The organism is Allobosea sp. BK604 (assembly GCF_004341515.1).
Classification (GTDB): domain Bacteria; phylum Pseudomonadota; class Alphaproteobacteria; order Rhizobiales; family Beijerinckiaceae; genus Allobosea.
In genome coordinates this window covers 565,577-588,263 of sequence record NZ_SLZF01000002.1, presented here as the reverse complement: position 1 = coordinate 588,263, position 22,687 = coordinate 565,577, and the positions used below count along the sequence as shown (strand labels likewise).

The window sequence follows — 22,687 nt, the reverse complement described above, 5'->3', positions numbered from 1 at the left end:
GCAGATGCGGCGCAGCGGGCAGGCTTGAGCGCATGGGGTCATCCGACACGCTGCTGGCGCGTTTCCTGGCGCTGCACCCCAAGCTGATCGACCTTTCGCTCGGCCGTATCCTGCGCCTGCTCGAGCGCCTCGGCGATCCGCACCACCATTTGCCGCCGGTCATCCATGTCGCCGGCACCAATGGCAAGGGCTCGACCATCGCCTTCATGCGGGCGATCCTCGAAGCGGCGGGCCTCAGCGTCCATGTCTATACCTCGCCGCATCTGGTGCGCTTCCACGAGCGCATTCGGCTGGGTGCCCCGGGCGGCGGCCGCTATGTCGACGAAGCCCTGCTGGTCGCGGCATTGGAGCGCTGCGAAAAGGCCAATGCCGGCGATCCGATCACCTTTTTCGAGATCACGACCTCGGCCGCCATTCTGCTCTTCGCCGAGCACAAGGCCGATGTGCTCCTGCTCGAAGTCGGCCTCGGCGGGCGCTATGACACGACCAATGTCGTCGCCCATCCTGCCTGCACGGTGGTGACACCGGTCTCGATGGATCATTCCGAATATCTCGGCGACACCGTCACCAAGATTGCCGGCGAGAAGGCGGGCATCTTCAAACGCGGTGCGCCGGCTGTAATTGCGCCGCAGGAGCCCGAGCCCACGGCGGTCCTGGAAGCCGCGGCGGAGCGTGCCGGCGCCTCGAAGATCCTGATCGGCGCGCAGGATTTCAACGTCCATGAGGATGGCGGCAGGCTGGTCTACGAGGATGGCGACGGCCTGCTCGACCTGCCCTTGCCGCGCCTGGCCGGCCGCCATCAGCATATCAATGCCGGCACGGCCATCGCCGCGCTCCGCGCAGCCGGCTATGGCGGCCTGCCGGCCAAGGCTTTCGAGCGCGGCATGCTCGAGGCCGAATGGCCGGCCCGGCTGCAAAGGCTGGCGCGCGGCAGGCTCTCCGAGCTCGTGCCCGCCGGGGCCGAGCTCTGGCTCGATGGCGGCCACAACCCCGATGGCGGACGCGTCCTCGCCCAGGCCATGGCCGATCTCGAAGAGAAGAATCCGGCCCCGCTGGTGATGATCGCCGGCCTGCTCTCGACCAAGGACGCCAAGGCGACGCTCGGTCATTTCAAGGGCCTGGCACTCGCGCTCTTCGCCGTGCCGATCCAGAACCAGCTCGTGGCGCGCCCGGCAGAGGAGGTCGCGGCGCTGGCGCGCGAGGCGGGGCTGAACGCCGAGGTCGCCGGTTCGGTTGAACAGGCTTTGCGCGAGATCGCGGCACGGTCCTGGCCGGCCCCGCCGCGCGTGCTGATTTGCGGCTCGCTCTATCTGGCGGGCGAGGTGCTTTCGGCGAACGGCACGCCGCCGGTTTGAGTAACCTGAAGGGCCTGTGACTGAAGGAGATCCTGTGGTGTCGACGCTTGCCAGCAAGATCTCGCTGTTGGTCGCCGTTGCCGCGCTCGGGGGCTGTGTCTCCGCGGATATGAGCCTGGACGGAAAGGCGCCGCAGGCGGTGAGGGCCGGCAGGCCGACTCCCATGGAGCAATCCTTCCTCACGCTCGACAAGAACTGCAGGCCGAAGGCCCGGCCGAGCGCGGTCGTCACGCGGCCGCCGGGCCACGGCTCGGTGCGCCCTGTCACCCGCACCTCCGAGGCGATCTACGGGCCCGGCCCCTACCGCCACTGCAACGGCAAGCTCGCGCCTGCGCTGGCCTTCGAATATAGGTCGAAGCCGGATTATCGCGGGCCGGACAGCTTCGATGTCCGCGTTCGCTATTCCGATGGTGAGCTGCGGCCGGCCAGCTACGCCGTCGAGGTCTGGTAGCTTTGAGCTGCGGCAGGCCGTTCGAGGAGGAAAGGCGCGCATGAAGCGAGCATTCGGAACCGGCGGCCCCGATGTGGTCAGCATCGGCCAGGGTACCTGGAATATCGAGCATGCCGATCGCAAGACCGCGATAGCGGCGCTGCAGCGCGGGCTCGATCGTGGCCTGAGCCATATCGACACCGCCGAGATGTACGGCTCCGGCGCCTCCGAGGAGATCATTGGCGAGGCTATCGCCGGCCGGCGCGACGAGGTCTTCCTCGTCTCCAAGGTGCTGCCGCATAATGCCTCGCGCAACGGTACGCATGCCGCTTGCGAGCGCATCCTGCAGCGGCTGCGCACCGACCGGCTCGACTGCTACCTGCTGCATTGGCGCGGCTCCTACGATCTCGAGGATACCTTCGGAGCCTTCGAGGAGCTGAAGCGCGAGGGCAAGATCCTGTCCTGGGGCGTCAGCAATTTCGATGTCGACGATCTGCAGGAGGCGCTTGCCGTTGCCGGCGAGGGCAAGATCGCCTGCAACCAGGTGCTCTATCACCTGCGCGAACGGGCGATAGAGCACGCGGTCATCCCCTGGTGCGAGCGCCATGGTATCGCGATCACCGCCTATAGCCCCTTCGGTCAGGACGATTTCCCGGCGCCGGGCAGCGCCCATGACAAGCTCCTGAGCGGCATCGCCAAGACCTATGGCGCGACGCCGCGCCAGGTCGCGCTCGCCTTTCTCACGCGCCGTCCGTCCGTCTTCGCCATCCCCAAGGCGGCCAATCCGGCCCATGCCGAGGAGAATGCCGGTGCGCTCGAGCTTGCCCTGTCGGAGCGCGACATTGCCCTGATCGGCGACGCCTTCCCGCTCGGCCCGAAGCCGCGCTCGCTGCCGATGCTCTAGCTAGAATTTCCGCGTTCTTCGAATCGCGAAAATTCTCTATCTATTTGTTTTGACGCATTTTCTTCACGCGAACCGGTATCCACTTCGCTCGAAAATGCTCTAGAGCCGGATCCGATCAGGTTGAATCACCTGATCGGTGAAGCCGCTTTTCAACGATTGATAGATTGATAGAGCGCGCGCCCTAGCTCCAGAGGCCGGCGGCACGGCGCAGTAGGTCGAGCCCGACCACCGTCAGCACCGTCCTGATCGTCACGAGAAACCAGCGTTCCGGCAATGTCTCCAGCAGCTTCGTTCCGGCCATCGTGCCGGCGAAGCCGAAGAGGATCATCGCCGCGACCAGCGGCAGCCAGTCGGCATAGGCGAAGCCGAGCGCGCCGAATGCCAGGACCTTGAGCAGGTGCTGGACCATCGTGCAGGCGGCCTGGGTCGCGATGAGCTGACGCTTATCCAGCTTGAGCGGCAGCAGAAGCGCCTGCACGAACGGACCGGTCGCGCCGGCGAACATGGTGACGAAGGTCGAGACGGCGCCGCCAATGACGATGCCGCCCGAGGCCAGGCCGGGAAGCTCCGGCTTCGGCACCCAGGTCATCAGCAGGATGAAGCCGCCGAGGACGCCGAGCAGCAGCCGCTCCGGCAGCGCCACGACGAATGTCGCCCCGAGCGCGACGCCGACGAGCGAGCCGATGGCGAAGCGCAGGACGAGCGGCCAGACCGCATGCGCCCGCTGGATATAGGTCCGTCCGACATTCGAGCCGACCTGGACCAGCCCATGCACGGCGATGATCATCGCCGGCGATACCGTGCCGGCGAGCGCGCCGAGCATCGCCACGCCGCCGCCAATGCCGAAGGCCGCGGTGAAGGCCGAGGTCAGGAAGCTGATGCCGATGAGCAGGAGCGCGATGGCGGGCGAGATGCCTGCCGGCAGGATGGTTTCGAGCATGGGGACGACACGGGAGGAGGCCTGGAGCGCCCTGTTACAGCGCCTTGCGACCGAGGACAAAGTCCCGCCGGACCACGGCTCACGGTTACGTGCGCCGGATCACGGAAACCAAGTTACGGCTTTGTACTTTACAGGCTCCGGCTAAGTGGCGTTTTCTTGTCTGAAAGGCGGCGGAGCCCAAGGCCCGACAACGCCGATGATCACAACAGTTGCGTCTTCAGAGTCTGTGTCTTCAGGAGTGGTGTGATGCGTCGCGTCTTCGGCATCCTGTCCGTCTTGTTTCTGTCCCTTGTCGGGATCGCGTCGGCCGAGGCCGGCGTCCAGGTCCGCGTCGATATCGCCGCCCAGCGCATGCAGGTCACGACGACCGACGGCGAGATCTATAACTGGGCCATCTCCTCCGGCCGCAAGGGCTTCCGCTCGCCGAACGGCGTCTACCGCCCGACCCGGCTCGAGCGCTCCTGGTATTCGCGCAAATACGGCGGCGCGATGCCCTATGCCGTGTTCTTCCGCGGCGGCTATGCCATCCATGGCACCACGGCCGTCGGAGCGCTCGGCCGCCCGGCCTCGCATGGCTGCATCCGCCTGCACCCGGCCAATGCCGCCAAGCTCTTCGCCCTCGTGAAGAAGCATGGCGCCGGCAGCACCCGCATCGCCCTGAACGGCGCCGCGTCGGATGGTCTCTCGCAATTCGCCAGGGCCGGCGGCTCGAAGGCCAAGATCGCCAAGGCGAAATCGCACAGCAAGGCCACGATCGCGCAGGCCAAGGCCAAGCAGAAGGCGGCTGCGATCGCCCAGCAGCAGCGCACGCCGAACTGGGATGCAGCTCGCGATCAGCTGTTCATGCGCCCGAGCCTGCCCGCCGATGCCTATGGCTATCAGCCTTACCGGACGGGTCCCTACGGCTGGCGCTAGCGCATCGGCCCGAAAAGTGGATTGCGGCTTTCGGAAAAGCCGATGCGAAAACAAGAAGCTAGAGCATTTTCGAGCGAAGTGGATACCGGTTCGCGTGAAGAAAATGCGTCAAAACAAGTAGATAGAGAATTTTCGCGATTCGAAGAAACGCGGAAATGCTCTAGCGCATCGGTCAGTGGACTCCACTTTTCGGGAGATCCGAGGCTGAAACAGAAAGATGGATCGCGACTTCGCGTCCGATAGACGCGCCGCGCTCTGATCTCAGATCGTTTCGGCCCCGATCCGAAACCAGCCCGATAGCGTCTCGCCGGGCTGCAGCCGCTTCAGCGGGGCGATCTCGTGGACCACCGGCTCGCTCGGCGCGCCGATCGCGTGGCTCTGCGGCTCGACGCAGACGAACTCCGCACCGGCCGGTGCCCAGACCACCGGCACGCGCAGGCTCTCGCCGGCGGTCAGCATGATCGCGATCCCGCGTGAAGGCGTCTCGATCCGCGCCTTGCCGTCCCAGTCGAGAAAATTCCAGGCCTGCTCGGCGCCGGTTGCGAAGACCGGCTTCTTCGCATAGGGGCCGCGGCCCTTGAGAGTCTCGGAACCGGTTGGCCGGAACGTCTCGTCGAGCGTGAGTGCGCGCGTGGCGCTCATGCCGAGCCGCGTATCCTCGGCACAGGGGAACCAGGGATGGTGGCCCAGACCGAAGGGCAGGGCGCGGTCGGCCTCGTTCGTGACCGAGAGCGCGACGGTCATACCGTCTTCGCTCAGGCCGATCTCCTGTCTTGCGAGGTAGCGATAGGGGTCCTCGCCCTCGCTGCGGCGGTGCTCCAGCGCGGCATAAGTGCGGTCATACTGCGCGACGTCCCAGGCCGACTGCCAGCCGAAGCCATGGATATTGCCGCCGCCGCGCGGGTTGTTGTGCACCACATGGAAGCAGTGCTCGCCATCGTCCACCAGCCCGCCGAAGGCGCGGTTGGCGAAGGGCACCATTGGCCAGGTGCCGAACATGTTGGGCGCCGCGGTCGAGGGTGTGGCGCCGAAGGGCGCGTGCAGGAGGGAGTGCTGGCGCTTGTCCGGCGCCGTCCAGTCGAGCCTGCTGATGATGCCGCCGCTCTCCGGCGCGATCCGCGCGGTATAGCCGCCACCTTGCAATATGATCATTCTTCCGTCCGCTATGTCCGACGGGATGACTCTTCAGGATGAGCGTTCACAAAGCGTTGCCGAAGGGTCCTACTTGATGAGCGGGCGAAGCATTGTCTGCATCGCCTGCATTCGCGGCAGGAACTGGGCGGCGATGTCCGCGGCCGAGGTACGCTGCACCTGTCCTGAAAGGTTGAAGGCCGCCACGACCTCGTTGCGTTGGTTGATCAGCGGCACTCCGAGCGAGACCAGCCCGAGCTCGAGCTCCTGGTCGACGATCGCGTAGCCTTGCCCGCGCACCTCGGCGAGTATGGCCAGCAGCTCGTCGATATCGGTTTCGGTTTGCGCCGTTCGCGCCCGTGGCCGGCCGGCGAGCATGCGCCGCCTCGCCTCGTCCGGCGGTAGTGCCGCAAGTAGCACTCGGCCCATCGAGGTGCAGAAGGCGGGCAGACGGGTGCCGACCGACAGGCCGACCGACATGATCCGTCGCTGCTGCGAGCGCGCGATATAGACGATTTCGTGCCCGTCGAGCAGCGACGCCGAAGATGATTCGTGCGTTTCCTCGGAAAGCCGTTCCAGGAAAGGTTGGACGAGCTGCGGTAGTGCCGAGGAGGCGAGCCAGGCATGGCCGAGCCGGAGCACGCGCGGTGTCAGGCGGAAGAACTTGCCGTCGAATTCCGCGTAGCCGATCTTGGCCAGGGTCAGCAGGCAGCGCCGCGCCGCAGCGCGCGAGAGGTCGGTTGCGCGCGCGACTTCGGCAATGGTGAGCTTGTCATGGCTCGCATCAAAGCACTCGATCACTGCGAGCCCTTTTTCCAGGGCCGCCATATGGTCACGGTCGGGCGCCGCGCTGGCCTCGTCCAAGCTTGACCCCTCCGGCATCGCATCATAAAGTGCGAAAATCAAAACGATGTGCGATAAACGCACAATCTGAGGAGATGTCAAGGTGGCGGAGTTCCTCTCCCTTGCCGAGGGAATCGAGGCGGTCCTTAGCGATGGCGCATCCGTCGCGATGGAAGGCTTCACGCATCTGATCCCGCATGCGGCCGGCCATGAGGCGATCCGCCAGGGCCGCAAGCGTCTGACGCTGATCCGGATGACGCCGGATCTGGTCTACGACCAGATGATCGGCATGGGCTGCGCCGAGAGGCTCATCTTCTCCTGGGGCGGCAATCCCGGCGTCGGCTCGCTGCACCGGCTGCGGGATGCGGTCGAGAACGGCTGGCCGAACAGGCTGGAACTGGAGGAGCATAGCCACGCCGCGATGGCCAATGCCTATGAGGCCGGCGCCGCCAACCTGCCCTTCGCCGTCTTCCGCGGCTACAAGGGCGTCGACCTGCCCAAGGTCAATCCGAAGATCAGATCGGTCACCTGCCCCTATACCGGCGAGGTGCTGGCGACGGTGCCGGCGCTTCGTCCCGATGCGGCGATCATCCATGCGCTGAAGGCCGATCGCGAAGGCAATGTCCTGCTCGAGGGCATCGTCGGCGTGCAGAAGGAGGCGGTGCTGGCGGCGACGCGCTCGCTCGTCACGGTCGAGGAAATCGTCGATGACTTCGGCGAGCGCAACGCCAATGCCGTGATCCTGCCATCCTGGACCGTCACCGCGATCGCCCATGTGCCGGGTGGCGCCTATCCGTCCTACGCCCATGGCTATTACAAGCGCGGCAACGATTTCTACATCGCCTGGGACAAGATCGCCCGCGAGCGCGATACATTCGCGGCCTGGATAAAGGCCAATGTGCTGGAGCAGGGGCCGGAAGCCTTCGCACGCTACGCAGCGCCTGCAAGACAGGCGGCGTGAGGATGAGCGCCATGAGCCACACCCACACCGAGATGATGACCGTCGCCGCGGCCCGGCTGCTCACCAATGACGATGTCTGCTTCGTCGGCATCGGCGCGCCTTCGGCCGCCTGCAACCTCGCCCGCTTGACCCATGCGCCGAAGATCACGCTGATCTACGAATCCGGCACGCTTTCGACCCGGCCCTCGGTGCTGCCGCTCTCGATCGGCGATGGCGAGCTTTGCGACACGGCGCTGACCACCGTTTCGGTACCGGAGATGTTCCGCTACTGGCTGCAGGGCGGGCGCATCACCATCGGCTTCCTGGGCGGCGCGCAGATCGATCGCTTCGCCAATCTCAATACCACCGTCGTCGGCCCCTATGACGCGCCGAAAGTGCGCCTGCCCGGCGGTGGCGGCGCGCCGGAGATCGCCAGCAATTGCGGCCAGATCTTCATCACCATGGCGATGGGCACGCGCGCCTTCGTCGACAGCTTGCCCTTCATCACCTCTTTCGGACACGGCGCCGGCAAGGGCGACCGCGAGAAGCTCGGCCTCAGGACCAGGGGCCCGACCAAGGTCATCACCGATCTCTGCGTGCTGGAGCCGGATCCGGAGACCTCCGAGCTCACCGTCGTCTCGCTCCATCCCGGCGTGACGCGCGAGCAGGTCGAGGCCGGCTGCGGCTGGACCTTGCGTTTTGCCGCCGATCTCGCCGAGACGCCCGCGCCGACCGCGCAGGAGCTCGATGTCCTGCGTGAACTTCACGCCCGTACCCGCAAAGCCCATGGAGTCGCGGCATGAGCCTGATCTATCCGCGCGAGGGGCTCAAAGCCCACCCGCTCAACAATTCGCCCGAGTACAAGAGCACGCTGAAGCGCGCTCCCTCGCAGCCGCTGATCCTGCTGCCGCATACGCTCTCGGAGACGAGCGGGCCGGTCTTCGGGCATGTCGCGGTGCAGGAGAGCGATTCCGACCTCACCCGCCAGCACGCGGGCGAGCCGCTCGGCGAGCGCATCATCGTTTCCGGCCGCGTGCTCGACGAGGATGGGCGCCCGGTGCCGCATACGCTGATCGAGATCTGGCAGGCCAATGCGGCGGGGCGCTATGTCCATCTGCGCGACCAGCATCCGGCCCCGCTCGACCCGAATTTTTCGGGTGCCGGCCGCGTCGTCACCGATGCGGAGGGGCGCTACCGCTTCACCACGGTCAAGCCCGGCGCCTATCCCTGGCGCAACCACCACAATGCCTGGCGCCCGGCCCATATCCATTTCTCGCTGTTCGGGCCGAGCTTCCTCTCGCGCGTCATCACCCAGATGTATTTCCCGGGCGACCCGCTCTTCCCCTTCGATCCGATCTTCCAGACGATCACCGACGAGAAGGCGCGCGAACGCCTGATCTCGCGCTTCGACCTCGCCACCACCGAGCCGGAATGGGCGCTCGGCTACCAGTTCGATATCGTGCTGCGCGGGCGCGATGCCACGCCGCTCGAGGAGCCGCATGATGACTGAGCCAAAAGCCCCGCTTGGCCTGACGCCGTCGCAGACCGTCGGCCCCTTCTTCGCCTATGCGCTGACGCCGCGCGCCTATGGCGGCGCCGAGCTTGCCAATGAGCAGGTCGCGACCGATGCGGTCGCCGGCGAGCGCATCAGCGTTCGCGGCCATGTCTACGATGGCGATGGCGCGCCGGTCGGCGACGCGATGATCGAGATCTGGCAGGCGGATGCCGAAGGCCGCTTCCACGCCCAGGGCAATGTCGGCTTCACCGGCTTCGGCCGGGCCGAGACCACGGCCGAGGGCGGCTATCATTTCGACACGATCCGCCCGGGCGCGCTGCCGGGGCCGAACGGCACCAGCCAGGCACCGCATCTGACCGTCTCGGTCTTCGCGCGCGGCGTCCTGGTCCGGCTGGCGACTCGGATCTATTTCTCGGACGAGCCGGCGAATGAGGCCGATCCGGTGCTGGCGCTGGTGCCGGCGGGACGACGGGGAACGCTGATCGCCCAGCGCGGTCCGGACGGCGCCTTCATCTTCGACATTCGCCTGCAGGGCGAGGGCGAGACGGTCTTCTTCGACGTATGAGCAAAGCGGCCTCGGCGTCATTGCGAGCCAGGCGAAGCAATCCAGACTCGTAGCGCTCGGCGGCCCCTGGATTGCTTCGCCGCTCGCAATGGCGGAGGAGGCACGGCCAGCTTCATATTGCCTGCATCTCCGCCTTGTAGGAAAACCGGCTCTCCGGCTGGTCCGGCCTGCTTTCGACGACGGGGCGATGCGGCGCGCTTTCAGATTTCTCGTTCCGGCCTTCGCCTGCCTGCTGATTGCGCCGCTCGCGGCCCAGACGCTCCCGCCCGAGGCTGACATCCCCGCCCTGCAGCGCCGCGCCGAGCAGGGCGATGCCCAGGCTCAGTTCGATCTCGGCAAGCGCTACCAGCAAGGACAGGGCGTCCGCGCCGATTTCCGCAAGGCACTCGGCTACTACCGACAGGCCGCTAAGCAGAACCATCCGCTGGCGCTCAACAATCTCGGCGTGTCCTACGAGACCGGGAACGGCGTGCCACGCGACCCCGTCCAGGCGAAGGCATACTACCAGGCGGCGGCCAAGCTCGGCAGCATGGTCGCCCAGTACAATCTCGGGACGTTCCTCTATAAATCCGCCGCGGGCGACGACGCGGCACTGCGTGAGGCCTTCCGCTATTTCACGCAGGCGGCCGAGCTCGGCCATATCAACGCGATGCGTGCGCTCGCCGAATTCTACCGCGGCGGCCGGATCATACCGAAAGACGATGCCGCGGTGCTGCTCTGGATCCGCAAGGCGGAGGCGGCCGGATGCGTCAAGGCGAAGACCGACCTCGCCATTGCCTATCAACGCGGCCTGGGCGTCGTGGCGGATCTCCCGGTCGCGGTCGCGCTTTACCGTCAGGCGGCGGAGGGCGGCGACGTCGTCGCCCAGCACAATCTCGGCCTGCGCTATGCAAGGGGCGAGGGCGTGCCGCTCGACAATGCCGAGGCCGTGCGCTGGTTCAGGAAGGCGGCGGATCAGGGCTTTGCCCGCTCGATGAGCGCGCTCGGCGTGACGTACGAGGGCAGTGGCGACAAGGCCGAGGCCTTGAGGCTCTATCGCCTCGCGGCAGAGCGCGGCGATTCCGACGGGCAGACCAATCTCGGCCGCGCCCAGGCCGAGGGGGTGCCGGCCGATCTTCCCGCCGCCTTCATGTGGCTGACATTGGCGGCGAACCAGAATGGCGCCGCAGCCAGGGCGGAGCTTGCCAAGCTCACGCCGCGGCTCACCCCGGCGCAGCTTCGGCAAGGCGAGGCCGCTGCGCGGAGCTGGCGCCCGCGGCCGGCGCCCGCCTCTGTCGGGCCGAGCGACAAGGAGTTGGGATGCGAGAACGGATGAGGGCGGTGCTGGCGGCTGGTATCCTGCTGGGCTCCGCGATGGCGGCCGAGGCGCAGACCAGTCGCGAGGCGCGGGCCTGTTTCGGCACCACTATCGCTGACCAGTTGCTCGCCCGTTGCCAGGCGCTGATCGCGCGCGGGACGCGCGAGAAGCCGGCCGTGCTCGCCCGCGCCCATGGCCGCATGGCCGATGTCTTCCGCGAGCGCAGCGAGTATGACCGCGCCGTCCAGGAGCTGAACGAGGCGATCGCGCTGCAGCCCGGCGAGCTGCGCTACCTCTCCAATCGCGCCGTCTCCTATTCCGACAGGGGCGAGCGCGCCAAGGCGATCGCCGATTACAGCGCCATCATCGCCCGCGACCCGAAGAATGGGCTGCACTACTTCAACCGCGGCGTCGACTATGGCGCGATCGGCGAATACGACCTCTCGATCGCCGATTTCAGCCAGGCCATCGCGCTCAGGCGCGATTTCACCGAAGCCTATGACAATCGCGGCGCCGCCTATTTCCACAAGAAGGAGTTCGACAAGGCCGGCGAGGATTTCGGCAAGGCGATCTCGCTTGGCCCGAAATTCGCCAATCCCTGGTACAATCGCGGCGTGCTCCTGACCGAGCAGAACAAGCTCGACCTCGCGCTCAAGGATTTCGACGAGGCAGCGAAGCTCGCGCCGTCCGATGCCTCTGTCCGCGTCAAGCGTGGCAAGGTGCTCTTCCTGCAGGGCGAGCTCGGCCGGGCGATCGGCGAGTTCAACCTGACCCTGCGCCTGGCCTCGGGCTCGGTCGAGGCCTATCAGCTCCGGGCGGCCGCCTATATGAAGCTGCGGCAGCCGCAGCGCGCCATTCCCGACTATACCAGCCTCCTGCGGCTGACTCCGGAGGATGCCGGCGCCTTCTACAATCGCGGCATCGCCTATTTCCAGAGTCGCGACCACGACCGCGCGGTGCTCGATTTCAACGACGCCATTCGCCTGAAGCCGGACGATGCCGCGATGATGACCGCCCGTGCCGAGGCCAGGCTCGCACGCGCCGATACCGACGGCGCGCTCTCGGACGTGACCGCCGCGCTGGTGATCGATCCTAAGCTGCAACGCGCTTTCGCCGTGCGCGGCAATATCTTCGCCCAGATCGGGCGCGAGCCCGAGGCGATGGCCGATCTCGACAAGGCGGTCGAGCTTGCTCCCGATCATGTTGAGGCCCGCCGCATCCGCGGCGATCTCCTCGCCAAGCAGGGCAAGCTCGAGGCGGCGCTGGCGGATTACGACGTGGCGCTGAAGCTCGCGCCCGACAATGCGCGCAACTACTGGACGCGTGCCGGCCTGCACGTGCGGGCGCGCGACTATGACAAGGCGATCGCCGATTTCAGCAAGGCGATGGAGCTCGATCCGGCCAATCTCGGCACCTTCCTGGTCGAGCGTGCCAATGCCCGCTCGCGCAAGGGTGACAAGGACGGAGCCCTGGTCGATCTGACGGCGGCCGTCGATGTCGGCCAGAGCCGCCCCGGCCTCGCCCATTACCAGCGCGCCCTGCTCTATGCCCAGCTCGAGCAATACGCCAAGGCCCTGCCGGACGTGACCGAATCCCTCTCGCGGGATGGCAACCGCGCGACGGCCTATAACCTGCGCGCCTGGACGCTCTACAAGCTCGGGCGGGCGGCGGAGGCCCTGCCGGATATCGAGCAGGCCTTGCTCAAGGAGCCGAAATCCGGCCCCTTCCACGACACGCGCGGCCATATCCGCGAGGCTCTCGGCCAGCGCGAGGAGGCGATCGTCGATTATCGCGAAGCGCTGAAGCTCGACCCTGATATCTCGGAATCGCGCGAAGCGTTGAAAAGGCTTGGAATTGAGCCTTGAAGCGTGGCGGCGTCGCGCTATTCATGCCGGACGCTCATCCGCCCGGATGATCCTTCGCCGGAGCCTGCCATGCCTAGACCCGTGATCGCGCTCGACTGGGGCACGACGCGCGCCCGCGCCTTCCTGATTGGCGAGGATGGCGCCGCGCTCGCGCGGCGTATCGCCGATCAGGGCATCCAGTCCGTGCCGGCGGGCGGATTTCCCGCCGCTTTCGAGGCGATTGCCGGCGATTTCCGTCGGGCCAGGCCGGAGGCTGCGATCGTGCTCGCCGGCATGGTCGGCAGCCGCAATGGCTGGGTCGAGGCGCCCTATGTCGCCTGCCCCGCCTCGGTCGACGAGATCGCCTCGGCCGGCATCACAGTCTCGCTTGCCGAGGGCACTGTGGCGACCATCCTGCCCGGCCTGTCCTCGGATGAGGGCGCCTTCGACGTCATGCGTGGCGAGGAGACGCTGATCGTCGGGCTCGGCCTCGATGACGGGATCGCCTGCCTGCCCGGCACCCATTCGAAATGGGCCGAGCTGAAGGGCGGCCGCATCACCCGCTTCGCCAGCTTCATGACCGGCGAGATCTATGGCCTGCTGCGCCAGAATTCGATTCTCTCCCGCCTGGCCGAGGAGCCGGGCGCTGATGATGCGGCCGAGGGCGCCAGGCGTGGCTTTGCCGGCGCAGCCCGTCCCGGCGGCTTGCTCAATGCCGCCTTTGCCGCGCGCACCGAGGTTCTCGCCGGCCGCATGAGCGGCGGCGCGGTCGGCCCCTATCTTTCGGCGCTGCTCGTCGGGCAGGAGATCGCCGGCGCCCGCGCGCTCTATGGCGAGCCGGGCACCATCCACCTCGTCGCCGACGGCGCCCTGGCGGAAAGTTATGGCCAGGCGCTGGACGCGGCCGGCCTCGCCTTCACCACGACGACGCCTGAAGCCGCCTTCATCGCCGGCATCAAGCGGCTCGCCGGAGGGCTTGCGGCGTGATCGTCGTCTTCGGCTCGCTGAATGTCGACCTCGTCACCACCGTCGAGCGCCTGCCGGCGCCCGGCGAGACCGTGATGGGGCCTGATTATGTGCTGCATCCCGGCGGCAAGGGCGGCAACCAGGCGCTCGCCGCGCGCCGGGCCGGTGCCCAGGTAATGCTCGTCGGCGCGGTCGGGCGCGATGCCTTTGCCGGAACCGCGCTCTCGCTCCTGGCCTGGGAAGGGGTCGACACCGCCAACGTGGCGCAGGTCGCCGCGCCGACCGGCGCCGCCTTCATCGCGGTCGACGGCACGGGCGCCAACCAGATCGTGGTCGCGGCCGGCGCCAACGCCTATGCCAGCGCCCACGCCCTGCACGAGATCAAGCTCGGCGAGCGCGACATCCTGCTGCTGCAGCGTGAGGTGCCGGAAGCAGAGTGCATCGCCGCGGCAACGCTGATGAAGAAGGCCGGCGGCCGGGTCATCCTCAATCTGGCGCCGGCGCGCGCCCCCGCGCCCGAACTGCTCGCCGTCATCGATTTCCTGATCGTCAACGAGCTCGAGGCGCTGGTGCTCGGCCGGGCGCTGGGCTGGCCGGAGCTCGAGCCTGACGCTTTCGCGCAACGCCTGGATGCCGAGCGCCGCATCGCCACCATCGTCACGCTTGGCGCCGACGGCGTCGTCGGTTGGCAAGGTGGCGTGCGCCGCCAGCTTGCCGCACCCAAGGTCCAGGTGGTCGATACCGTCGCGGCCGGTGACAGTTTCGTTGGTGCCTTCGCGGCCGCGCTCGCTGGAGGCTACGGCTTCTCGGGAGCACTCCAGCGCGGGCTCGCCGCCGGCTCGCTGGCTTGCACGGTCGCCGGCGCGCAGCCGAGCGTGCCCCGGCTGGAAGAGATCGAGGCCCTGGTCGGCAGCGCGTTCCTCTGAAATGCGACGGTCGGAGTGACCAGGGATTAAGCCTGTTTTGCATCCGCCAGCCCGCCGGCCGTGGAGTGGGCGACTTCTCGTGGACGCTTTCACCTTTCCTCAGGGTCTTGCCCACACCGTCGGCCGCGTTGAACGGGGGCAGGGATGGCGCAACGGCCAATCGTCTGGGCAATCGGGGTCGCCTTCGCCGTGGGCTATGCGGCGATGAGCTCGGGCACGCAGATCGCCGGCTTCTTCAAGGCCGACGACTCGGCCGCCGCCGTGATGCCCGCGACCCGGGCGCCCGCGGCCGGCAGGCCGGCCGAGCGCCCGACGCTGACCGTCTCCGCCGACTATCTCGGCCATTTCGTCGTCCACCCGCAGGTCGACAATTATCGCGTGAAGATGATGGTCGATACCGGGGCGAGCCTGGTCGCCCTGACCGAGGAGGATGCCCGCGCCCTCGGCATCCGTCCCTCCAGTTCCGAGTACAAGATGGGCCTGCGCACCGCCAATGGCGTCGTGCGCGGCGCTCGCGTCAATCTGCGCGAGGTCAAGCTCGGCCCCATTCTCGTGCGCAACGTCGAGGCGGTGGTGCTGCCGGCCGGCGCGCTCTCGGTGAGCCTGCTCGGCACCTCCTTCCTCAGCAAGCTCCAGGGCTACGAGGTCCAGACCGGCCGCATGGTCCTGCGCGGCTGACGCCTGCCGCGGCAGTTCCGCCCACGTTCCCATTCCCGCCTCGATCCGCTATGTCTGGACTTGCGTCGTAGTCGTGTCGTGGTCAGGCGGCATTCATGTCGGCTGTGTCTCGTCTGTTCCGTATTTTTCTTGCGATGGATGGTCTGATGTTCCCAAAGCCCCTGCCCGAGCTCTTCCCGAACACCTTCGACTACGAATCGTTGCCGATGGTGAAGCCGACCGGCTTCCGCGAATACGATGCGCGCTGGTTCTTCGGCAAAGAGCTGAACCTGATGGGCGTGCAGGCAGTCGGCATGGGCCTTGGCACCTTGATCCGCCGCATGGGCGTCAAGCCCGAGATCGTCACCGGCCATGACTTCCGTGGCTATTCCGCCTCGATCAAGATGGCGCTGGTCACCGGCCTGATGGCGGCGGGCTGCAAGGTCCATGATATCGGGCTCGCCATGTCGCCCATGGCCTATTTCGCCCAGTTCGAGCTCGACGTGCCCTGCGTCGCCATGGTCACCGCCTCGCATAACGACAATGGCTGGACGGGCGTGAAGATGGGCGCCCAGCGCCCGGTCACCTTCGGACCCGACGAGATGGGTCAGCTGCGCGACATCGTGCTGGCGGCCGATTTCGACCTTGTCGGCGGCGGCTCCTACCAGTTCGTGCCCGACTTCCCGGCGCGCTATATCGCCGACCTGACCAATCGCCCCAAGATCAAGCGCAAGCTCAAGGTCATCGCCGCCTGCGGCAACGGCACGGCCGGCGCCTTCGCGCCGAAGATCCTGGAGATGCTCGGCTGCGAGGTCATCCCGATGGATGCCGAGCTCGACCACACCTTCCCGCGCTATAACCCGAACCCCGAAGACATGAAGATGCTCCATGCCATGGCCGATGCCGTGAAGGAGCAGGGCGCCGACGTCGCGCTCGGCTTCGACGGCGACGGCGACCGCTGCGGCGTGGTCGACAACCATGGCGAGGAGATTTTTGCCGACAAGATCGGCGTCATGCTGGCGCGCGATCTCGGCAAGCTGCATCCAGGCGCCCAGTTCGTCGTCGACGTCAAGTCGACCGGGCTGTTCATCACCGATCCGGAATTGCAGAAGCTTCAGGTCAAGACCGATTACTGGAAGACCGGCCATTCCTACATCAAGCGCCGCGTGCGCGACCTGCAGGCGCTCGCCGGCTTCGAGAAATCCGGCCATTTCTTCTTCAACGCCCCGGTCGGCCGCGGCTATGACGATGGCGTCGTCACTGCGATCGCGGTCATCGACATGCTCGACCGCAACCCCGACAAGTCGATGTCGGAGCTTTATGCGGCCGTGCCCAAGACCTGGGGCACGCCGACCATGGCCGCCAAATGCGCCGACGAGATCAAGTACGAGGTCAGCGACCGCGTCACCAAGCGCATCGAGGCGATGTGCGACAAGGGTGAGAAAATCGCCGGCCAGTCCATCCGTGACGTCATCACCGTCAATGGCGTGCGCGTCGTCAATGAGGACGGCACCTGGGGCCTGGTGCGCGCCTCCTCGAACAAGCCGGAACTGGTCGTGGTCTGCGAGAGCCCGGTCTCCGAAGCGCGCATGCGCGAGATGTTCGCCGCGATCGACGGCGTGCTGCGCGAGAATCCGGAAGTCGGAGCGTATAATCAGACGATCTGAGGCGACGATCGCACCGGCCCGGCTTTGGCCGGGCCGGTCACGGCGCCGGCTGGAGCCGGATCCATCAGGCTGAATCAGCCTGATCGGAGAATCCGCCTCTCAACGATTGATCGACAACGCGTGATCCGATCTGATCGCATGGCGATCAGATCGGCGCGTGCTCTTGAGCATTTTCGAGCGGAGCGGACACCGGTTCGCGTACGATGCTCTAGCTGAAGCCCGGGCACATCGCGACGCCTTCACGCTCGATCTGCTCGACCGAAGGAGAGCCTCCGGATTTGCCGACGCGCGGGCGCATGAAAATCTTGCTGCCGCCGATCTCGACCGCGCCGGTCAGGACATAGCCGACGGTTGGCATGAAACTATAGCTCGCCTGGGACATGATGACCGAACTGTTGGCGATGCGCAGGCCTTCGGGCAATGTCACCGTCGTGCCCCGCGCAAGCGCCGTGGTATTCTTGGCTTCGCTCCAGCAGACCTTGGCGATGCTCGAATTGTCGACGACGATGCTCGCGATCATCATTTTCGGGTTCCCCGTATAGGGAGCCATGATCGACTTGGCGGCCTCGAAGATATTGTCGCGGTCGGCTGTCGGCAGCGAGCCCTTGGCTTGGGAGGTCAGGTCGGCGAGGGCACGATTGAGCTGGCTGACCTTGCGATCGATCATCACGCCCTGCGCGATCTCGACCACACCGAAATAGACCAGCAGCATGACCGGCATGACGAAAGCGAATTCGATCGCGGCCACGCCTTTCTCGCTTCGCGCAAGTAGGCGGGCGAGGTGGCGCAGGGCGGGACCGTTGCGATGACGCGGAAGAACGAAGCGCATGATCGAGCCCGCCACTATGTCGCCGGAGCTGCCGGAGTATTGAACGGCTCCGCGCGGAACGTGGTCGAGGCCACGATGGCCCGCTTGTTGCTGCCGATATTGGCCAGCGAGCCGCTCCAGCCGGTCAGCAGGACCGGATATTCCATCACCGCGCGCGCCACGACGATCTGCTCGGCCTGGGGCTGGCTGTAGCCGAAACCGCCGACATTGAGATTGCCGCCGCTGACCGGGCTGCTCGCTGCCGTCTTGGTCCGCGCATCGCTGAAGGAAGTATAGGCACGGACATCGATCCACAGCCGGTCGCAATTGATCAGTGCCGGGGCATTGGCGCAGAGGTCGCGCTTGAAATCGGCGGCCTGCGTCGCCGGGTTGGCGTAGCGGGCGAGCGCCTCGCCGGTGAGCAGACGCCGCGAGGTCCGGGTCAGTGCTTCGTCCAGGACCTGGTTGGTCCAGAACATCAGCGCCGTCTCGAACGTCGCCATCATCAGCATCAGGAACGGCCCTGCCACCATCGCGAATTCGATGATCGTTGCGCCATTCTGATTCCGCTTGAAGCGCCTTAGGACATGCCAGCGTCCCTGACCAGGCCTTGCCGCTGCCTCGCTTCGTTCACTCGCTTGAACCGTCATGATCTGCACGCCTGAGCTCACGGGCCGATGCGCTTCGCAGGCCGGCCGGTCCTGCCGCTGCGGACGGTGTCCCGCGGCAAGCACAAACTAGCGTGAAAGCATTTCCGATCCGTTAGGGACGCTGCCGCGGAGGAAAAGCCGGCGTTAGCGGCTTGTTCACCCTGCCGCGGCCGGCGCGCTATTTCGCTTCGCCGCCGCCGCCGGTGGCGAGTGCATTGCGCCGCGAGGTCTGGCCGCCGACCTGGCCGAAATAGGTATTCGCGTCACCGAGCTGGACGGTTGGCTGGCAGGTCGGCGTGCAGGAATAGCTTTCGCGATCCAGCCCGCGCTGCACCGTCAGGATCGAATCCGAGCCCGCGCGTACGCGTACGAGCGATTCCGCCAGAAGCGAGCCGCTGCTATCGAGGGCGATCAGGTTGGTGGTGCCGAAGCTCTTGCCGGTCACGACCATCACGCCATTCTTCTGCACCGTGACATCGGCGATGCTCGGATTGCCGACGATCACTGTCTGGGCCTTTTCCGGCAACCTGATGACCTTGGCCTGGTCGACCGTGACCAGCACCGTGTCGAGCTTCGGCTGATCGGTGCTCGATTGCGCCGTCGCCGCACAGGCCGCGAAGGCGAGCCATGACAGGGTCACGGCCACGACCCGCAGCGGGGCACCGGGCAGGATAGTCGACATGACAGCGCCTCAAGATTTCCGACCGTGTGAGGGAAGCCGAAAATGATGAATGAAATCCTAAGATCGGTCCGGAGAGATGTCTCGGCGCCGCCTTATGCCTCAAGGGAAAGGGGCGCCTACGATCGTGTTGCGCCGAAGCGTTGTTGCAATGATCGGAGGGCGAAGTCGAAAGCTTGTAGTCGCACGTATATTATTGGGCGGGGGAGGAGAAAAATTGCGGAAAGCTTCGAGGCTCGCTCTACGATTATATAAATCCGCGATTAACCATCGAGACGAACTCCGTAAAATCCATCGAATTCTTCATTCCGCTTAACTGATCGGCAAGGGGGCGAGAGTAGTGTCCTCCTTGTCGCTGACCGAAGCCGCTAGAGCGAAGGCAGCCGTCAAACCGTGGTGTAAGGAGTTCTCACATGTCCAATCTCTTCGCTCGCTTCGTCAAGAACGAGTCCGGCGCGACCGCCATCGAGTACGGCCTGATCGCTGCCCTGATCGCCGTTGTCGCCATCACCGCCATGACCACTGTCGGCACCAACCTGACCGCGATCTTCCAGAAGATCGCCGACAACCTCAAGGTCACCTAGTCGCCGCAAGTTGCGGCACACGCCGCGCAGACATTGAACGCTCCGGGCTGGTCTCGGGGCGTTTTCTGGTTTGGAGCGCGGAATGGCTCGAAAGCGCGCCAACTGCGAGCGGAAACTGCAGCTTTCTGGCATGCGCGTAACGGCTTGGTCAGCCTTCGGCGCTATCATGCTCCAATGTCCGCCGACTTGAGGCGAAGAATGTTCGGAGACGGGCTATGACGCCTGCAATGGTCGTGCTTCTCGTCATCTTCCCCGCCGCCATGGCCTATGCGGCCGCGAGCGACCTGGTGACGATGACCATCAGCAACCGGCTCTGCCTGGCGCTGGTCGCAGCCTTTGCGGTATGCGCGGTGCTGCTCGGCCTGCCCTGGAGTGTGATCGGGAACCATCTCGCCGCTGGCGGCCTGGTGCTCGCCATTTGCTTCGGCCTGTTCGCCGCCGGCTGGATCGGCGGTGGTGACGCCAAACTTGCGGCTGTGACCGCGCTCTGGTTCGGCTTCGGCCAGTTGATGCCTTATCTCACGCTAGCGGCCGTGTTCGGCGGCGTCCTGACCCTGCTGATGCTCATGCTGCGTTCGGCCCCGCTGCCGGCCGTTGCCGCGAACTGGTCCTGGGCCCGGCGGCTGCATGCAGCCAATAACGGCGTGCCCTATGGCATCGCTCTGGCCTTGTCGGCGCTCTTCACCCTGCCGGAGACCGGCATCTGGCGCGCAGCGATTGGCGTTTGAGGCGGCCTGCCGCACGCGAAGCCGCGAAAAAGATACGTCCGATTAACCATAAGTTGACGATTCGGAAGGCACGGTCCTGCCCAAGGGTCAGCGCGTGCTGGCTGAGGATCGTTAGCAATGAGTCCCGCCCGCATCGTCATTCTGGTTGTCGCGCTGGTCGCCGGCCTCGGCGCGGCCCTGCTGATTCAGCGACCGTCCAAGGCTCCGCCCACGACAGTCACGGAATATCAGCCGGCGCCGACCGTCCCGGTCCTGGTGGCGGCTGCCGACATTCCCCTCGGCAACACGCTTGCAGCCGGCGACCTGCGCTGGCTCGATTGGCCTGCCGCCAGCGTTCCGGCGGGCGTGATCCGCAAGGATGAGGCACCCGAGGCCGAGACCGAGGTGGTCGGCCAGCTCGCCCGCGTCGCCCTTCAGGGGGCAGAGCCGATCAGGCGCGAGAAGCTGATCAAGACCGACGGTACCGGCTTCCTTTCGGCGGTCCTGCCCTCTGGAAAGCGGGCCACTGCGATCTCGACAGATAGCCGCGGTGCCAATACCGCCGGCGGCTTCATTCTGCCGAATGACCGCGTCGACGTCGTCCGGACCTTCAAGGAAGACAGCGGCAACAACTCCAACGAGAGCTATGTCAGCGAGACCATCCTGACCAATGTCCGCGTCCTGGCGATCGGCCAGAACGTCCAGGAGCGCAATGGCGAAAAGGTCGTTGTCGGCGAGACGGCGACGCTCGAGCTCGATCCGCGTCAGGTCGAGATCGTCGCCCAGGCGCAACGGAGCGGGACGCTCTCCCTCGCCCTGCGCAGCCTGAAGGATGCCGGCGACACCAGCAGGCCGGCTGAGGAAGGTGGCCTGACCCTCGTACGCTACGGCGTCACCAGCAGAAGCGTGAAACCATGATCGTCGGACGCATCCTCACAGCCGCGCTGCCTGCGCTGGCGCTGCTGCTCGCCGCTCCGGCGCAGGCGCAGTCGACCGGCCCCGCCCCGGTGCTCAATGTCGGCACGAGCGAGCACGCTATCTCCCGCAAGCTCGATCTTTCGATCGGGCGCTCGCTGATTATCGAATTGCCGCGCGACGCCAAGGAAGTCTTCGTCGCCAATCCGAAAGTGGCGAATGCCGTCGTTCGGTCGGCACGCAAGCTCTTCATCATCGGCATCGCCGACGGTCAGACCTCGATGTTCGTGATCGACGCCGAGGGGCGCCAGATTTCCGCGCTCGAGATCGAGGTCGGGCGCGATCTCAACGTGCTGCGCCAGACCCTGCGCGCCGCCATGCCGAGCGCGCAGATCGAGGTCAAGGCCGCAGGCAACTCGATCCTGCTCGTCGGCAATGTCGCCAACGCCTCGGAGGCGACACAGGCCGTCGACATCGCCAATGCGTTCGTCGGCACGTCCAGCGGATTGTTCACCTCGTCCAAGGGCGCAGTGATCAACTCGCTCACGATCCGGGGGCGCGACCAGGTCATGGTCAAGGTCGTCGTCTCCGAAGTGTCGCGCAAGGCGATCAAGCAGCTCGGCATCAACTCGACCGGCGAGTGGAAGATCGGCAATTTCTCGATCACGCCGACCATCGACAATCCCCTGCCGCTGCAGCCGCAGGCGCTCGCGGCCACCGCGGTCACGGCCGGCATCGGCAATTCCAACAACTTCACCTTGCGCGCGCTGGAACGGGCCGGCCTCGCGCGCGTCCTGGCCGAGCCGACTGTCACGGCGATCTCCGGCGAGAGCGCCAAGTTCACCGCTGGCGGCGAGGTGCCCGTCCCGCAAGGCTATACCTGCGACGGCGCCGGAAACTGCACGCTCGGCATCACGTACAAGCCGATCGGCGTCGCGCTCAATTTCACGCCGATCGTGCTGTCGGACAACAAGATCAGCATGCGTATCGCGACCGAGGTCACCGAGCTCGACTTCGAAAACCAGCTCCGCCTCAGCGACAACCGCAATACCAACCAGCAGATCGTCAATGCGCCGGCCTTCCGCGTCCGCAAGTCCGACACCACTGTCGAGCTTCCATCCGGCGGCACGCTGGCGACGGCGGGCCTGATCCAGCGCGTCACCAAGCAGTCGATCAACGGCTTCCCGGGGCTGATGAACCTCCCGATCATCGGCGCACTGTTCCGCTCGCGCGACTATCAGCGCGAGGAAACCGAGCTGATGATCACGGCGACGCCCTACATCGCCAAGCCGATGGAGCCGAACCAGGTCCAGCGCCCGGATGACGGCTTCGTCGATGCCCATGACGCCCAGGCCATTCTGCTCGGCCGGCTGAACAAGATCTACGGCACCGCCAACGGGCCGCTGCCGCAGGCCTACAAGGGCCGCGTCGGCTTCATCGCCGATTGA

General features: G+C 66.2%; 24 protein-coding genes. 18 read left to right on the top strand and 6 right to left on the bottom strand.

What is annotated here, in order from left to right; all coding sequences use genetic code 11:
• The first annotated feature begins 32 nt into the window (after positions 1-32).
• The 3 genes from EV560_RS08110 to EV560_RS08100 are packed head-to-tail and all read left to right on the top strand — an operon-like array spanning position 33 to position 2,689.
• On the top strand, positions 33-1,355 hold the full coding sequence (locus tag EV560_RS08110; protein ID WP_131855226.1) for a bifunctional folylpolyglutamate synthase/dihydrofolate synthase: 1,323 nt from the start codon (positions 33-35) through the stop codon (positions 1,353-1,355).
• Between the two features lie 37 nt (positions 1,356-1,392).
• The gene (locus EV560_RS08105; protein ID WP_131855225.1) at positions 1,393-1,806 is read left to right on the top strand and encodes a hypothetical protein; all 414 of its coding nucleotides are present in this window, start codon (positions 1,393-1,395) and stop codon (positions 1,804-1,806) included.
• A gap of 40 nt (positions 1,807-1,846) precedes the next feature.
• The gene (locus tag EV560_RS08100; RefSeq protein WP_131855224.1) at positions 1,847-2,689 is read left to right on the top strand and encodes an aldo/keto reductase; all 843 of its coding nucleotides are present in this window, start codon (positions 1,847-1,849) and stop codon (positions 2,687-2,689) included.
• 181 nt (positions 2,690-2,870) lie between these two features.
• Here EV560_RS08100 and EV560_RS08095 read toward each other — a convergent pair whose 3' ends face one another.
• Positions 2,871-3,629 carry a sulfite exporter TauE/SafE family protein gene (locus EV560_RS08095; RefSeq protein ID WP_131855223.1) on the bottom strand — a complete coding sequence of 253 codons (759 nt, stop codon included), beginning with the start codon at positions 3,627-3,629 and terminating at the stop codon, positions 2,871-2,873.
• A 246-nt stretch (positions 3,630-3,875) separates the two neighbouring features.
• Here EV560_RS08095 and EV560_RS08090 point away from each other — a divergent pair, with 246 nt between their 5' ends.
• On the top strand, positions 3,876-4,544 hold the full coding sequence (locus EV560_RS08090) for a L,D-transpeptidase (RefSeq protein WP_131855222.1): 669 nt from the start codon (positions 3,876-3,878) through the stop codon (positions 4,542-4,544).
• A 261-nt stretch (positions 4,545-4,805) separates the two neighbouring features.
• On the opposite strand, the gene EV560_RS08085 is transcribed toward EV560_RS08090, so the two are convergent.
• Both EV560_RS08085 and EV560_RS08080 read right to left on the bottom strand, forming a co-directional pair.
• Positions 4,806-5,696 carry an aldose epimerase family protein gene (locus EV560_RS08085; protein WP_131855221.1) on the bottom strand — a complete coding sequence of 297 codons (891 nt, stop codon included), beginning with the start codon at positions 5,694-5,696 and terminating at the stop codon, positions 4,806-4,808.
• A 69-nt stretch (positions 5,697-5,765) separates the two neighbouring features.
• Positions 5,766-6,557 carry an IclR family transcriptional regulator domain-containing protein gene (locus EV560_RS08080; protein WP_465246994.1) on the bottom strand — a complete coding sequence of 264 codons (792 nt, stop codon included), beginning with the start codon at positions 6,555-6,557 and terminating at the stop codon, positions 5,766-5,768.
• A gap of 64 nt (positions 6,558-6,621) precedes the next feature.
• Between EV560_RS08080 and EV560_RS08075 the strand changes: the two genes are divergently transcribed.
• The 10 genes from EV560_RS08075 (at position 6,622) to EV560_RS08030 (ending at position 16,896) form a co-directional block, all read left to right on the top strand.
• The gene (locus EV560_RS08075; RefSeq protein ID WP_131855220.1) at positions 6,622-7,479 is read left to right on the top strand and encodes a CoA transferase subunit A; all 858 of its coding nucleotides are present in this window, start codon (positions 6,622-6,624) and stop codon (positions 7,477-7,479) included.
• An 11-nt stretch (positions 7,480-7,490) separates the two neighbouring features.
• Positions 7,491-8,261, top strand: a complete 771-nt coding sequence (locus tag EV560_RS08070; RefSeq protein ID WP_131855219.1) for a CoA-transferase subunit beta — start codon at positions 7,491-7,493, stop codon at positions 8,259-8,261.
• Complete coding sequence (pcaH, locus tag EV560_RS08065; protein WP_131855218.1) at positions 8,258-8,968, top strand: protocatechuate 3,4-dioxygenase subunit beta; 711 nt, start codon at positions 8,258-8,260, stop codon at positions 8,966-8,968. The genes EV560_RS08070 and pcaH overlap by 4 nt, the downstream gene beginning before the upstream one ends.
• Positions 8,961-9,539, top strand: a complete 579-nt coding sequence (gene pcaG, locus EV560_RS08060; RefSeq protein ID WP_131855217.1) for a protocatechuate 3,4-dioxygenase subunit alpha — start codon at positions 8,961-8,963, stop codon at positions 9,537-9,539. Before pcaH ends, pcaG begins: the two co-directional genes overlap by 8 nt.
• A gap of 187 nt (positions 9,540-9,726) precedes the next feature.
• A complete protein-coding gene (locus EV560_RS08055) occupies positions 9,727-10,854 on the top strand; it encodes a tetratricopeptide repeat protein (protein ID WP_165923378.1) in 1,128 nt (375 codons plus the stop codon).
• A gap of 5 nt (positions 10,855-10,859) precedes the next feature.
• Complete coding sequence (locus tag EV560_RS08050) at positions 10,860-12,701, top strand: tetratricopeptide repeat protein (RefSeq protein WP_165923377.1); 1,842 nt, start codon at positions 10,860-10,862, stop codon at positions 12,699-12,701.
• Positions 12,702-12,770: 69 nt separating this feature from the next.
• Complete coding sequence (locus EV560_RS08045; RefSeq protein ID WP_131855214.1) at positions 12,771-13,667, top strand: 2-dehydro-3-deoxygalactonokinase; 897 nt, start codon at positions 12,771-12,773, stop codon at positions 13,665-13,667.
• Positions 13,664-14,572, top strand: a complete 909-nt coding sequence (locus EV560_RS08040) for a ribokinase (protein ID WP_131855213.1) — start codon at positions 13,664-13,666, stop codon at positions 14,570-14,572. Before EV560_RS08045 ends, EV560_RS08040 begins: the two co-directional genes overlap by 4 nt.
• Before the next feature lie 144 nt (positions 14,573-14,716).
• Complete coding sequence (locus EV560_RS08035; RefSeq protein WP_131855212.1) at positions 14,717-15,250, top strand: retropepsin-like aspartic protease family protein; 534 nt, start codon at positions 14,717-14,719, stop codon at positions 15,248-15,250.
• A 146-nt stretch (positions 15,251-15,396) separates the two neighbouring features.
• Positions 15,397-16,896, top strand: coding sequence for a phosphomannomutase/phosphoglucomutase (locus EV560_RS08030; protein WP_131855211.1), 1,500 nt, complete (start codon positions 15,397-15,399; stop codon positions 16,894-16,896).
• A 208-nt stretch (positions 16,897-17,104) separates the two neighbouring features.
• On the opposite strand, the gene EV560_RS08025 is transcribed toward EV560_RS08030, so the two are convergent.
• The 3 genes from EV560_RS08025 to EV560_RS08015 form a co-directional block, all read right to left on the bottom strand.
• Complete coding sequence (locus tag EV560_RS08025) at positions 17,105-17,644, bottom strand: TadE/TadG family type IV pilus assembly protein (RefSeq protein WP_165923376.1); 540 nt, start codon at positions 17,642-17,644, stop codon at positions 17,105-17,107.
• A 95-nt stretch (positions 17,645-17,739) separates the two neighbouring features.
• The gene (locus tag EV560_RS08020) at positions 17,740-18,354 is read right to left on the bottom strand and encodes a TadE/TadG family type IV pilus assembly protein (RefSeq protein WP_131855209.1); all 615 of its coding nucleotides are present in this window, start codon (positions 18,352-18,354) and stop codon (positions 17,740-17,742) included.
• A 178-nt stretch (positions 18,355-18,532) separates the two neighbouring features.
• Positions 18,533-19,036: a pilus assembly protein N-terminal domain-containing protein gene (locus EV560_RS08015; protein ID WP_131855208.1), complete on the bottom strand. Its 504-nt coding sequence runs from the start codon at positions 19,034-19,036 to the stop codon at positions 18,533-18,535.
• Positions 19,037-19,446: 410 nt separating this feature from the next.
• Between EV560_RS08015 and EV560_RS08010 the strand changes: the two genes are divergently transcribed.
• The 4 genes from EV560_RS08010 to EV560_RS07995 all read left to right on the top strand — a co-directional run bounded on the left by EV560_RS08010 (position 19,447) and on the right by EV560_RS07995 (position 22,687).
• The gene (locus EV560_RS08010; protein ID WP_131855207.1) at positions 19,447-19,617 is read left to right on the top strand and encodes a Flp family type IVb pilin; all 171 of its coding nucleotides are present in this window, start codon (positions 19,447-19,449) and stop codon (positions 19,615-19,617) included.
• A gap of 215 nt (positions 19,618-19,832) precedes the next feature.
• Positions 19,833-20,345, top strand: a complete 513-nt coding sequence (locus EV560_RS08005; RefSeq protein WP_131855206.1) for an A24 family peptidase — start codon at positions 19,833-19,835, stop codon at positions 20,343-20,345.
• A 117-nt stretch (positions 20,346-20,462) separates the two neighbouring features.
• The gene (gene cpaB, locus EV560_RS08000) at positions 20,463-21,242 is read left to right on the top strand and encodes a Flp pilus assembly protein CpaB (protein ID WP_131855205.1); all 780 of its coding nucleotides are present in this window, start codon (positions 20,463-20,465) and stop codon (positions 21,240-21,242) included.
• Positions 21,239-22,687 (top strand): type II and III secretion system protein family protein, encoded by a 1,449-nt coding sequence (locus EV560_RS07995; protein ID WP_131855204.1) that lies wholly within the window; start codon positions 21,239-21,241, stop codon positions 22,685-22,687. The genes cpaB and EV560_RS07995 overlap by 4 nt, the downstream gene beginning before the upstream one ends.

Coding starts and splice junctions, on each gene's coding strand:
- EV560_RS08070 (WP_131855219.1), top strand. CDS start 7,491: ATGAGCCACACCCACACCGAGATGATGACCGTCGCCGCGGCCCGGCTG.
- EV560_RS08045 (WP_131855214.1), top strand. CDS start 12,771: ATGCCTAGACCCGTGATCGCGCTCGACTGGGGCACGACGCGCGCCCGC.
- EV560_RS08085 (WP_131855221.1), bottom strand. CDS start 5,696: ATGATCATATTGCAAGGTGGCGGCTATACCGCGCGGATCGCGCCGGAG.
- EV560_RS08055 (WP_165923378.1), top strand. CDS start 9,727: ATGCGGCGCGCTTTCAGATTTCTCGTTCCGGCCTTCGCCTGCCTGCTG.
- EV560_RS08010 (WP_131855207.1), top strand. CDS start 19,447: ATGTCCAATCTCTTCGCTCGCTTCGTCAAGAACGAGTCCGGCGCGACC.
- EV560_RS08090 (WP_131855222.1), top strand. CDS start 3,876: ATGCGTCGCGTCTTCGGCATCCTGTCCGTCTTGTTTCTGTCCCTTGTC.
- pcaG (WP_131855217.1), top strand. CDS start 8,961: ATGACTGAGCCAAAAGCCCCGCTTGGCCTGACGCCGTCGCAGACCGTC.
- EV560_RS08095 (WP_131855223.1), bottom strand. CDS start 3,629: ATGCTCGAAACCATCCTGCCGGCAGGCATCTCGCCCGCCATCGCGCTC.
- EV560_RS07995 (WP_131855204.1), top strand. CDS start 21,239: ATGATCGTCGGACGCATCCTCACAGCCGCGCTGCCTGCGCTGGCGCTG.
- cpaB (WP_131855205.1), top strand. CDS start 20,463: ATGAGTCCCGCCCGCATCGTCATTCTGGTTGTCGCGCTGGTCGCCGGC.
- EV560_RS08100 (WP_131855224.1), top strand. CDS start 1,847: ATGAAGCGAGCATTCGGAACCGGCGGCCCCGATGTGGTCAGCATCGGC.
- EV560_RS08020 (WP_131855209.1), bottom strand. CDS start 18,354: ATGACGGTTCAAGCGAGTGAACGAAGCGAGGCAGCGGCAAGGCCTGGT.
- EV560_RS08080 (WP_465246994.1), bottom strand. CDS start 6,557: ATGCCGGAGGGGTCAAGCTTGGACGAGGCCAGCGCGGCGCCCGACCGT.
- EV560_RS08035 (WP_131855212.1), top strand. CDS start 14,717: ATGGCGCAACGGCCAATCGTCTGGGCAATCGGGGTCGCCTTCGCCGTG.
- EV560_RS08110 (WP_131855226.1), top strand. CDS start 33: ATGGGGTCATCCGACACGCTGCTGGCGCGTTTCCTGGCGCTGCACCCC.
- pcaH (WP_131855218.1), top strand. CDS start 8,258: ATGAGCCTGATCTATCCGCGCGAGGGGCTCAAAGCCCACCCGCTCAAC.
- EV560_RS08030 (WP_131855211.1), top strand. CDS start 15,397: ATGTTCCCAAAGCCCCTGCCCGAGCTCTTCCCGAACACCTTCGACTAC.
- EV560_RS08005 (WP_131855206.1), top strand. CDS start 19,833: ATGACGCCTGCAATGGTCGTGCTTCTCGTCATCTTCCCCGCCGCCATG.
- EV560_RS08015 (WP_131855208.1), bottom strand. CDS start 19,036: ATGTCGACTATCCTGCCCGGTGCCCCGCTGCGGGTCGTGGCCGTGACC.